The organism is Clostridium acetobutylicum ATCC 824 (assembly GCF_000008765.1).
In the GTDB taxonomy this organism is placed as follows: domain Bacteria; phylum Bacillota; class Clostridia; order Clostridiales; family Clostridiaceae; genus Clostridium_S; species Clostridium_S acetobutylicum.
In genome coordinates this window covers 3661359-3673499 of sequence record NC_003030.1, presented here as the reverse complement: position 1 = coordinate 3673499, position 12141 = coordinate 3661359, and the positions used below count along the sequence as shown (strand labels likewise).

The window sequence follows — 12141 nt, the reverse complement described above, 5'->3', positions numbered from 1 at the left end:
GGATAATAAAAATTAACTAACGGTTAAGTTTGATGAATAAAAAATGAAAATGGTTCAATTGTTTAAATTGTGAAGCTTTGATATGATTTTAATTAACGGAGACTGTAAATAGATGGAGGAGTTAATTTTATGGGAATAAGTGAGATTATTAGAAGTCATAGAAAAAAGGAAAATCTTACTCAAGAGCAGGTTGCCAATTATTTAAATATAAGTACACCAGCAGTGAACAAATGGGAGAATGGAATAACATATCCAGATATAACACTGCTAGCACCTCTTGCACGTATTTTAAAAATAGATGTTAATACTTTGCTGGCATTCAATGAGGAATTAACAGAAAAGGAAGTAAATAAACTAGGAAGAAGCGTTGGTGAGATAGTAGAAAAAGAAGGATATCAAAAGGCTTTTGAAAAAGGCAGTGATTTAATAAAGCAATATTCGAGCTGCGATGAGCTGATATTGAGAATATCATCAATATTAAGGCTGTTTTTAGTTACAGCTAAGGTTGAGAAAAAAGATATATACGAGGACAAAATTATTGCTTGGGCTGAAATTGTGGCAGCAAGTAGAAATGAAAAGACAGCAGATATGGCTAAAATATTTTTATCGGCAGTATACCGAGATAAAAAAGAATATAAAAAAGCAAAGGAAATACTAGATAAAGTTCCTGATATGGAACTAGGGAGTGATAAAAAAATTCAGCAGTTACTTCTACTTGAAAGCAGTGGTGAATTCGATAAAGCCTATGGTGCTTGTGAAGAAGTACTGCTGTACAATGCTCAGGAATCATTGGGAGCGATGGTTTTAATAATAAGAATGTTATTAAAAGAAAATAAATTTAGTGAAGCGGAAGAATATACACAAAGAGCTAAGAAGCTGGTTGAGGTGTTTGATTTGGGGGAATACAGCAAATATACATTAGAATTATCTTTAATAAAGGAAAAAAGGGATGAAGAAAAAGCTGTAGAGCTTATCAGAAATATGATAGATAATGCAGACAGCATGAATAATTTTATGAGATCAAAACTATATAAACATAGAAAAATAGAAGTGACTAATAGTTTGGATAAAGATAGGTATAAAAAAATTGTAAGAATGTCAATCATAAAAGATAAAGCTCTAGATTTTGTGAAAGATGATCCTAGGGTAAAGTCGCTTTTAAAATAGACTTATATACAATACTAAAGAGGTTTTATAATAATAAGAGAGGCTTCCGTGTTATAGGAAGCCTCCTTAGAGATAGTTAGTAAATTCTGTCACCATTAAAGATTGAATTTTTTACAATTACGTAATCTACAGTACGAATTGCGTCTAAACTTTTTCCACCGGCATAGGAAATAGAAGATTGAAGATCCTGCTCCATTTCTATCAAAGTATCTTTTAGTGGACCTTTGTATTCAACAAACATTTTTTTGCCTTCTACATTTCTTTTCTCTCCTTTTTGAAATTCTGAGGCTGAACCAAAATATTCCTTGTACAGCTTTCCGTCCTTTTCAATTGTTTCTCCTGGAGACTCTTCGTGTCCTGCAAATAACGAACCAATCATAACCATGGTGGCTCCGAATCTAATTGATTTAGCTATATCTCCAGGAGTTCGAATACCTCCATCGGCAATAATAGGTTTACTTGCAGCCTTTGAACACCAACGTAATGCAGCTAATTGCCAACCGCCAGTTCCAAAACCGGTTTTTATTTTAGTTATACACACCTTTCCCGGTCCAATACCAACTTTTGTAGCATCAGCACCAGCATGCTCAAGTTCCCTTACGGCTTCTGGAGTTCCAACATTTCCTGCGATGACAAAGCTTTTAGGTAAATATTTTTTTATGTGCTGTATCATTTCTATTACTGTGTTGGAATGGCCGTGCGCGATATCAATAGTGATATATTCTGGGGAAAGATTTTCCTGTGCCAATTGTTTTATAAAATCATACTCTTCCCTTTTAACGCCTACGCTAATAGATGCAAAGAGCCCTTTTGATTTCATGTTCTTTATGAAGGATAAACGTTTCTCTGGTTCAAAACGATGCATAATGTAGAAGTAGCCGTTTTGTGCAAGAAAGAGTGCTATATTTTCATCTATAATAGTTTGCATATTTGCAGGTACAACAGGCAGTCTAAAGCTATGCTCTCCCAATATTACACTTGTATCGCATTCTGATCGACTACGTACAATGCATTTTGCGGGAATCAGTTGAATATCTTCGTAATCAAATACACTTTCCATAGGTACACCTCTATATATAAATTTTAAGGATAGCTTATAATAGTGTTTGAAAATTTATTTATATTATGCAAAATTTTAGTGAGATTAATAGTGAATGATGTAGAAAAGAAGTATGTAATAATAATAACTTACTAAAATGTTAAAGTATACAGCCTTACTTAAAAAAGTATAAAGTAATTACTAGAAATATTTATAAACGTTAGCTTTTTAGCGTTTATCTTAATAAATAGAAGGTTGTAAGATACAACAAGAATTAATAGAAATTATGTATATAATCAAGAAGTTTACACTGAAAGGGTATAGTGGTAAAATAATACATAACTATGGCGTAAATAAATATCTTTACATTAAATATTTTGGTAAGTACATAGGCATAATTATGCATATGTTTTTACATAATTTCTATAAGATATATGAAGGGAATGATTTGAGATGAGGAACAAAAAACGAATAACATCGTTAGTAACTGGTTTAGCTATGTTATTCACTTGTGCTGTTGGAAATACTTCTCTTAAAGTACATGCCGACGCACAATCTATTTACACAACGAAAGGCGAAACGACAAAGATTTATGCCAGTGCTTTTACACAAAATACTGATGACTGGACTTGGATGAGTATGGGGGATACTGCTAGTCTAGTGTATCAGGATGTGACAAATTTCAATGCGGTAGATGCTAATAGTGCATTTGCAAAGTCAAATTCTACTGCCAACTTTGGTATAAACATTTCGGACGGAAACCTTGCAGAGGGGGATTCAAGTACATTAAAATTTCATGTTGGTACGGTCACAGTTAAAGCAAATGGCTATGATGATCTTGTAATTAATTTAGATAAAGATTATTCAGAAGCGTATACTGCAACAAAATCTTCCTGGGGGCTTACAGGAAATACTACTCAAATTTTACTAAATGATTATTTGCCAAAAGACACTTCAGCAAAAGCAACTTATCTTCAAAAGATTACAAGTGTTAAAGCTGATATCACTTTATCGGATTACCAATATACTAAAGCAACACCAGCACCAGCAACAGGAGGACAATCAATATATACAACAAAAGGGCAATTAACAAAAATTTATGCTAGTGCCTTTACACAAAACACTGATGATTGGACATGGATGGATATAGGGGATACGGCTACTTTAGTATATCAAGATGTAACAAATCTAAAAGGTGTTGATTCTACTAAGAATGCATTTGCAAAGTCAAATTCTACTGCCAACTTTGGTATAAACATTTCGGACGGAAACCTTGCAGAGGGGGATTCAAGTACATTAAAATTCCATGTTGGTACGGTTACAGTTAAAGCAGATGGTTATGATGATCTTGTAATTAACTTAGATAAGGATTATTCAGAAGCGTATACTGCAACAAAATCTTCTTGGGGACTTACAGGAAATACTACTCAAGTTTTGTTAAACGACTATTTACCAAAGGATGCAACAGAGAAAGCCAATTATTTGCACAAGATTACAGGTGTTACAGCTGATATTACTTTATCAGATTATCAGTATACTAAAGCTGCACCACCAACACCAGAATTTCCATCAGATTATCATTACCCAACAACAATGAGAGGTCTTTCTTCTATGGATTTAGTAAAAGATATGAAGGTTGGTTGGGATTTAGGAAATAGTTTAGAATCTGCCGGTGGAGAAACTGGCTGGGGAAATCCAGCAACAACAAGGAAAATGATTGATCAGATGAAGAAAGCTGGATTTAATACAGTTCGTATTCCTGTAAGATGGGATGAGCACTATACTGATTCTAACTATACTATTGATCCAGCTTATATGTCACGTGTTGAAACAGTTGTAAATTATGCGCTTGCTAATGGTATGTATGCAATTATAAATATTCACCACAATAAAATACAAGGTGAAATGAATGCAGAAAACAAGGACAGCGTTATTAATGAAGGAAGCGCTATATGGAAACAGGTTGGAGATCACTTTAAAGATTATGGCGACCAATTAATTTTTGAAACAATAAATGAGCCAAGAACGGGCGACGATTGGACAGGTAATTCATCATATTATAATGTTGTAAATGAATATAATGCAAAGACATTATCAGTAATACGTGCAACTGGTGGAAATAACGGAAAGAGACTTGTAATGATGCCTACTTACTGTGCATCAGCTGATTATGCTAAGGTTGCAGCTATGGTAGTGCCAAATGATCCTAATGTTGCAGTATCTATTCATGCATATATACCATATAACTTTGCTATGAATACAGATACAACTAAAGGATCCTATTCTACCTTTGGTGATGCTGATAAAGCATGTATTGATAAAACTTTTAGATTGTTAGATAAGACCTTCATAAAAAAGGGAATTCCAGTTGTTGTAGGTGAGTTTGCAGCTACAGATAAAAATAATTTACAAGATAGAGTTAATTTTGCAAAATATTATTTACAGGTAGCAAGTAGTTACGGAATACCATGCTGTTGGTGGGATAATAATGCTTTTTCTCCTAACTCAACTGATTCAATGGGTATTTTTAATAGAAAAACTCTTCAGTTCGTATATCCAGAAATAGTACAAGCAATGCTAGATGGTTGGAATAATCCGAAAGATAATTCTAATTATGATGAAAATTCATTGTTTAGTGGTACAGCAACATCTAAAAATTGGGGACAAGCAGTTTCATTTAACTATGGCTTAGATTTTGTTGACGATGATTTCTCAAACAACTTAGCAATAGCTGTAGAGTACACAAGTGATAAAACACCTCAATTAATTTTACAAGGGAACTTAACTGGTACAAACTGGGTAACAGTAAATCCAGCAATAACTAAATCAAGCGGAACTCAAAGTATAGCGTATTATACTCTTAAAGATATAGTAAGTGCATATAAAAATGCTCTTGCAAATTACGATACTTATGGTCAAGTTTTACCAGGAATCCAGACTATTTATATCGGAGACCAAGGGACTAACCTAACAGTAACAAAAGTTTACAAAGTATATGCACAGAAGTTAGAACAAAAGGTAAGTGCTGCAACTATTAATGAAGCAAACGTATATTTTGATAGTGTGACAAAAAATGCGTCTTCTCTTTCGGTAACATTACCTACAGACTTACAGAAGATAGTAGATAATGGACTTTCAACGTGTACAGTTAGCTATAAGAGTAGTGATGATAAAATTGCACAGGTGTCTCAAGATGGAAAAATAACTGCAACTGGAGTTGGCACAGCAACAATTACGACAACAGTAACAGTAGGGAATTCTACAAAAACACTTACAACAACCGTAGAGGTTAATAAAGATTCAAGTGCAGCTCTTTTAGGTGATGTAGATGGTAATGGAGTCGTTGATTCTCTTGATATTACATTAATTAGAAGCTATCTTGCTGGAAAAGCTGTAACAATAAACAAGACTAGTGCAGATATGAATAATGACGGAAGAGTTAGCGGAGCTGATCTTATGGCGTTAATGAAGAAAATAGCAAAGGGAGCTTAAACTATAGCACGTTAAATAATGAAGCAAGAAATCCATTTATTATAAGTGGATTTCTTGTTTTTATATTATGGCAATAAGGTGGATTATGGAGCCAATGCCTATATTATATTGTGTAGAGAGAAGTAATTGTATGATAAAATGTAGACAATAAATGTCTTTAGGAGGACATAACCTTGGAGATAAAAGAAAAAATAAGAAAACTGCCTTCTGCACCAGGGGTGTATTTAATGAAAGATTCATTGAATACCATCATATATGTAGGAAAATCTAAGAACTTAAGGAGTAGAGTTCAATCGTACTTTGTAAATTCTAAATCACATTCTTCAAAGGTATTGAAACTAGTTAAAAATCTTAAGGATTTTGATTATATAGTAACAGACACGGAATTTGAGGCCTTACTTCTTGAATGTAAATTGATTAAAAGGATAAAACCAATATATAATAGGCAAATGAAAAGTCCTAAAGGTTATTGCTATATCAAAATAAAGCTGGATGAGAAATATCCAAGCGTTGAAATTAAAAGTAATGATGAAAGAGTTGGTGAAAGTTTATACTTTGGTCCATATACTAGTAAAAGTACTGTGGAAAAGGCTTTATATGGTATAAAGGAACACATGAAAATTTTGTGCACTAATAGTTCAAAAAAGGCTTCAGGTTGTTTGAAGTATTCTACGGGGTTATGCCTTGGTATGTGTACAGCGAATCCTTCTTTTGAGTACTATTCTAGCTTAATAGAAAAAATAATTGAGCTGCTTAGTGGAAAGGATATTACTATTGTAGGGGAAATGGAAAAGAAAATGAATATTGCCTCTAACAATTTTGATTTTGAAAATGCAGCTAAATACAGAGACTTTATAAAGTCAATAAATTATTTAACTAGCACTGCAAAGATTATTAATTTCATAGAGGAAAATAAGAATATAGTTCTTGTAGAGCTTTTAAACAATGAGGAAATTAAGTGCTTTTTATTAAGATATAACAAACTGCTCTTTTGTGAAAAGTACAAACTTAGCGATTTTAGCGTTAAGGAAATAAAGCATAAAATTAAGCTTAAAATTATGCTGCATTTATGTGGCGATTTGAATAATATAGTTAATGTAGGTAAGAATGAAATAGATGAGGTTCATATAATATATAATTATTTAAAAAGCAAAGAAAGCACTTGTAGGTACATAGCTATTAAGGAACAATGGATTAATGATAGTGATAGCTTAAGGATTGGTGGAGCCGTTGATGAAGTTATTTATAGTATAACGAATAATGAAGATAACTTTAATTTTAAAAGAGATCTTTGAATTTAAAAGAAAAGTAACAAATTAACACAGTATGTACACATTGTTGTAACTTAATTGTCACAATAATGTATTAATATATAAATATAGTAGTTGATAGATTAACTTAATATACAGGCAGTCAGTTTGTTCCCCCTTACTGGCTGTTTTTATTTTGCGTTGATTTTATATGACGGCTAACGTATATAAAAATAAGTTGAACCTCCTGGATGCCTTATTGACAGGAGGTTCACAGTAGTTGAGTCTACTTTTATTAGCTATTTATACAGTAACTACATAGTTAAAAAGAACTGCATTTAGCTTATTAATAGCCACGTTTTGCTTTCTCTAAAGCATCTATATCAAACTTTTTCATTTTTAAAAAAGCATCTGTGACTCTTTTAATTTCCTCCTTAGTACCGCTGGATAGTATTTCATTCATACTGCGTGGGATGATTTGCCAGGAGATGCCGTATTTATCCTTAACCCAACCGCATTGCTCGGCTTCTGGAACATGGGAAAGTTTTTCTGAGTAGTAGTCTATTTCGCTTTGGTTTTTGCAATTGATTATTAAAGAAAAGGCTTCATTAAAACAGTAGTTTGTATCAAATCCATTATCACTAGCAGAAAAATTTGTATTGTTAAGTTTAAAGGAGGCAAAGTTAATTTTTGCATTTTTAGCTTTTGCTTCACCTTCAGCATATCTATTAATAAAGGTTATTTCTGAGTTCTCGAATATACTCGTATAAAATTCCATAGCTTCTTCAGCTTTTCCTGTAACACTACCGGAGAATAATAAGCTTGGTGTTATTTTTTGAGTTATTGGAGCAAAGTCATGTAAAATTAGCTGCCAGGATAGTCCATAGCGGTCTTGAACCCAGCCATATAAAGCGCTGAAAGGATAGTTGTCTAAGGGCATTAATACGGTGCCACCTTCTGAAAAAGCGTTCCAAAGTCTTTTGACTTCAGGTCTAGAACTACAAGCTACTGATAAAGAGATAGAGGGATTAAACTTAAAAAATGGACCTGCACTTATGGCTGCAAAAGGTAAGCCAGCCAGAATAAAATTAACCGTTTCAGCATCACCTGAAGGAGTATTATCTAAAACTGCAGTGTTTAAAAGCTTTGAATTTTCAAATAAACTTATGTAAAATTCAGCAGCTTCTTTAGCTTCTTTGTCATACCATAAATGAGGTATAATCTTTTCCACAATAGTCACCTTCCTTGTAAATATTAATAATACATATTAGTATTCCTAATTAACCTCATTTAAATCATATTATGTGCTTGTTAGAGTAGGAAATTCATTTAACCAGGAATGTACTGCTTCTGAATTAATTCGTTGCTTGTTTAGTAAAACATAGCTTTTCATACTTGGTGGTGTACTCTCAAGAAGCTTTACCTCTATTAGAGACCCTTCTTCAATAAAATTTTTAGCAGCAGATTCTGGCATAAAACTAAAGCCAATTCCATCTTTTAAGAATGTAACGATATTACTGTTTATATTGATATCTAATGGGTAAATATAGTTCCTTGGAAAAATTGAGTAAAACCATTCCTGAAATTCTTCTGTCAAAATTGCAGAGGATAATAAAGGCAGACTTCTAAGTTCATCATTTGTAATGCCACGTTCATTATAATTATTTTGGGATCCTGTAACTAATATAATTTTATCGGTATAGAAAGGATTGCATATAAATTGAGAAGATTTAATATCCAAATATGTAAAGGTAACATCTAGTTGATTATCGTGAAGCATTTGTATAAGTTCCTCGCTGTGTTCAATAGTTATTTTTATTGCAATTTTTTTGTTTCTCTGCATGTATTTAAGAATCATGTTTTGTACGTGGCAATCGTAAATGGAATGAACAGCACCTATATTTAGTGTGTCCTTGAATAATTCTAAAGTGTGAAGACGAGAAATAGCGGTTTCCTGTATGCTCAATAATTGTTTAGCGTAAGGAAGAAAAATTTCACCAGCACCTGTAAGCAGTACTTTCTTATTTGTACGAATAAAAAGTGTTTCCCCAATAGTATGTTCTAGATGTTTTATTCTGCTGGTTATAGTGGATTGAACCACATGAAGCTGCTCTGCTGTTTTAGTAAAGTTTTTTAGTTTAGCTAGACAAATAAAGGTTTTTAAAAGCTCATAGTCCATGATATAGATCGCTCCTCGTATAATTCCTATTTTCGATAAATACTATTGAATATATTCGTTATACAAATAGAAAAACCTGCTTTATAATCTAATTATTATAGATTTATAAAGAGGGGAAGAAAGCATATGAATAATGTTGTTTTGATGGTTGTTGATGCGCAGAATGGATTAATCAAGAAGAAGCCTTATAATCATAAGAATGTAATTGAAAACATTAAAAAACTTATTATAATGGCAAGGGCTAACAATAAAGAGGTTGTATATGTACGACACGATGATGGAGAAGGAACAGAGCTTGAGAAAGGTACAGAGGGATGGCAAATTTATAGTGAGCTTGAGCCTAAAAGTGGGGAGTTCATTATAGAAAAAAAGTATAATAGTGCCTTTCATAGAACAGACCTAAAAGAGTATTTGGAAAGTAAGAATACTGATACCATTATATTAGTGGGGCTTCAAACAGAATATTGTATTGATGCTACACTGAAAAGTGCTTTTGACAATGAATACAAGGTAATTATTCCGAAGGATACAAATACTACCTTTGATAACGAGTATTTATCTGGAGAAAAGCTCTATAAATTTTACAATTATAAGATTTGGAATAAACGTTTTGCTAGAGTGATTTCCATGGAGGACACACTAAATAGATTTATCATTGACTAAAGGTGTACTAACTAGTTTCATATATAAAGTTTACCATAAATAACAAATAACTTATTGATAAGTGAGATTGTGAATGCTATCATTTTTATAAGTTGAAGAATGTTATGGAGGTGGAATTATTTTGCCTAAAGTTTACTTTAAAGCTATTGATTCTTATTCTAAAACTAAAGAGATAAACGAAGCGGCTGTTAAATTACTTTTTACTATTGAGAAAAGAGAAACGGTAAAACTAGAAAAGTTTATACCATTAAAGGTTCACTTAGGGGAAAAAGGTAATAATACTTTCATTGCACCTAAGAATTTTGATGGAATAATAGATTACTTAAAAGAAAAAGGAATTAATACGGCATTTATTGAGACTAATGTACTATACAAAGGTCAGAGGAATTCAATAGATAATCATCTCTTAAGGTTGCTGAAGAACATGGCTTTACTAAAGTTCCTGTTATAATAGCTGATGGTGAGGTTGGTGAAAATTACGAACTTATTGAGATAAATAAAAAGAATTTCGATTATTGTAAGATTGCCAAGGAGATAGCTAAAGAGAAACAAATAATTGTGTTAAGTCATTTTAAAGGACATGTACTTGCAGGCTTTGGAGGAGCTATAAAACAGCTTAGCATGGGCTGTGCATCAAAGGGAGGAAAGCTAGCACAGCATGCAAATAGTATACCTAAGATAAATAGACTAAAATGCAGAGCATGCAAAGCTTGTGCTAATAAGTGTCCACAATCAGCTATAACTGTTGATAAGAAGGCTAAAATTGATAAAAACAAATGTGTTGGTTGTGCTTCATGTATGGCAACATGTCAATTTAGCGCAATAACGAACAGTTGGTTTGCTTCACTTACAAAATCATTCAACGAAAGACTAGCTGAGTATGCATATGCAGCGGCCAAAGGTAAAAATAACATATACATAAGCTTTGCATTTAACATAACTAAAAATTGCGATTGTGAAGGACATCCAATGAAACATATTGCTAAGGACATAGGTATTTTTGCATCTACGGATCCTGTAGCTATTGATCAGGCTTGTCTTGATATTCTTGATAAAAATGAGGGCAGAACTGTTTTTAAAAGGGGAAGAAATACACTAGAGTATGCTGCAAGTATAGGACTTGGAAGTAGAGAGTATGAATTGATTGAGCTATAAAAGAGAAACTGCCAGAACAGGAAGTAGTAAGTTTTGGTAGTTTCTTTTTGCTGTTTTGTAAGATAATCTTTATAGAGAATTGTTTTTAAGCAGCTGTTTTACTGCTCTATCAACACTTGTTTCTAAAACTAAGCCTCCATCAATTACTAGTGGAGTTCCATTCATAAAGCCTGCTCTTGGACTACAGAAAAATGCCGTGGCGTAGGCTATATCTTCTGGCTTTCCTATTCTTTCAGGTGAAAGCTCTTCTTTGGCAACCTCGATAACACCTTCACACATTGGCGTAGGAATAATTCCAGGTTGTATTACATTGACAGTAACGCCTGAGCCATCAAATTCTTTTGCTAAAGAATAGCCCATGCCAACTAAACCATGCTTTGCAACGGCATAATTCATTTGACCTGCAAATCCATGATAACCTGCTACTGATGATATTATTACGATTCTACCATATTTTCTTTTTCTCATATTTTCTCCACATGCCTTTACACAATTAAAGGCTCCCAATAAATGTGTTTTGAGGACTGACTGAAAATTTTCTACAGACATTTTGGTAGCGTATTCCAAAGGGGTAGCATTTCCCGCATTAGAAACTAATATATCAATTTGTTTGTATTTAGAGTAAATTTGATTAACAGCATCATTAACTGCCTTAGTATCAGATACATCAACGCTGTAGCATTCAGCTTGTCCACCTTTGGCTATGATTTCCTTCTGAGTTTCTTCATTTCTGTTTTTATTCCTAGCAAGGATTGCAACTGTAGCCCCTCTTAGAGCTAACTCACAGCTAATAGCTTTTCCTATACCAGAGTTACCTCCTGTTACAATGGCAACTTGATTTAATAATTCTTTTTCCATAATATCGCTCTCCCTAATGTTAATGTACTTTCAGGTTTTTAAATATTTCTATATGAAGATTATATTATCTATGTACTTAATATATGAAATATTATGACTGGTAAATATTTTATATTAGGTATAAAGATATTGGAGGTATTTAGATGAGAGCTTTTATTATATATGGGATTTAAATTTATAAATGTATATATAATGAAATTAAATAAATTATGATATTAATACCAAATTACATTATTGAATAAATGTAATTTAATGATAATGTAGGTGTTTATATGAATTTTATAGAATAAAAACATGAAATATAGAATTAATTGTAATAAAATAATTGTCAAATAAAA

10 protein-coding genes are annotated in these 12141 nt (G+C 32.5%); 6 read left to right on the top strand and 4 right to left on the bottom strand.

The genetic code is table 11. The features are described 5' to 3' along the window. The first annotated feature begins 129 nt into the window (after positions 1–129). Entirely contained in the window at positions 130–1167 is a 1038-nt protein-coding gene (locus CA_RS17845; RefSeq protein ID WP_010966740.1) for a helix-turn-helix domain-containing protein, read from the top strand. Between the two features lie 76 nt (positions 1168–1243). Here the strand turns inward: CA_RS17845 and guaC are convergent, their stop codons facing one another. Further along, complete coding sequence (gene guaC, locus CA_RS17840) at positions 1244–2227, bottom strand: GMP reductase (RefSeq protein WP_010966739.1); 984 nt, start codon at positions 2225–2227, stop codon at positions 1244–1246. 432 nt (positions 2228–2659) lie between these two features. Between guaC and CA_RS17835 the strand changes: the two genes are divergently transcribed. Continuing rightward, positions 2660–5698, top strand: coding sequence for a cellulase family glycosylhydrolase (locus CA_RS17835; protein WP_010966737.1), 3039 nt, complete (start codon positions 2660–2662; stop codon positions 5696–5698). 173 nt (positions 5699–5871) lie between these two features. Then, positions 5872–6993, top strand: coding sequence for a GIY-YIG nuclease family protein (locus CA_RS17830; protein WP_010966736.1), 1122 nt, complete (start codon positions 5872–5874; stop codon positions 6991–6993). A gap of 301 nt (positions 6994–7294) precedes the next feature. On the opposite strand, the gene CA_RS17825 is transcribed toward CA_RS17830, so the two are convergent. After that, entirely contained in the window at positions 7295–8179 is an 885-nt protein-coding gene (locus CA_RS17825; protein WP_010966735.1) for a VOC family protein, read from the bottom strand. A gap of 69 nt (positions 8180–8248) precedes the next feature. Then, positions 8249–9127 carry a LysR family transcriptional regulator gene (locus CA_RS17820; RefSeq protein ID WP_010966734.1) on the bottom strand — a complete coding sequence of 293 codons (879 nt, stop codon included), beginning with the start codon at positions 9125–9127 and terminating at the stop codon, positions 8249–8251. Between the two features lie 126 nt (positions 9128–9253). Here CA_RS17820 and CA_RS17815 point away from each other — a divergent pair, with 126 nt between their 5' ends. From CA_RS17815 to CA_RS17805, 3 genes are all read left to right on the top strand, one after another. Continuing rightward, positions 9254–9790, top strand: coding sequence for a cysteine hydrolase family protein (locus CA_RS17815; RefSeq protein WP_010966733.1), 537 nt, complete (start codon positions 9254–9256; stop codon positions 9788–9790). Positions 9791–9911: 121 nt separating this feature from the next. Further along, entirely contained in the window at positions 9912–10241 is a 330-nt protein-coding gene (locus CA_RS20275) for a DUF362 domain-containing protein (protein ID WP_010966732.1), read from the top strand. Next, complete coding sequence (locus CA_RS17805; protein ID WP_077836359.1) at positions 10238–10945, top strand: DUF362 domain-containing protein; 708 nt, start codon at positions 10238–10240, stop codon at positions 10943–10945. Before CA_RS20275 ends, CA_RS17805 begins: the two co-directional genes overlap by 4 nt. 69 nt (positions 10946–11014) lie before the next feature. On the opposite strand, the gene CA_RS17800 is transcribed toward CA_RS17805, so the two are convergent. Beyond that, positions 11015–11803 carry an SDR family NAD(P)-dependent oxidoreductase gene (locus CA_RS17800; protein WP_010966731.1) on the bottom strand — a complete coding sequence of 263 codons (789 nt, stop codon included), beginning with the start codon at positions 11801–11803 and terminating at the stop codon, positions 11015–11017. Between the last annotated feature and the right edge of the window lie 338 nt (positions 11804–12141).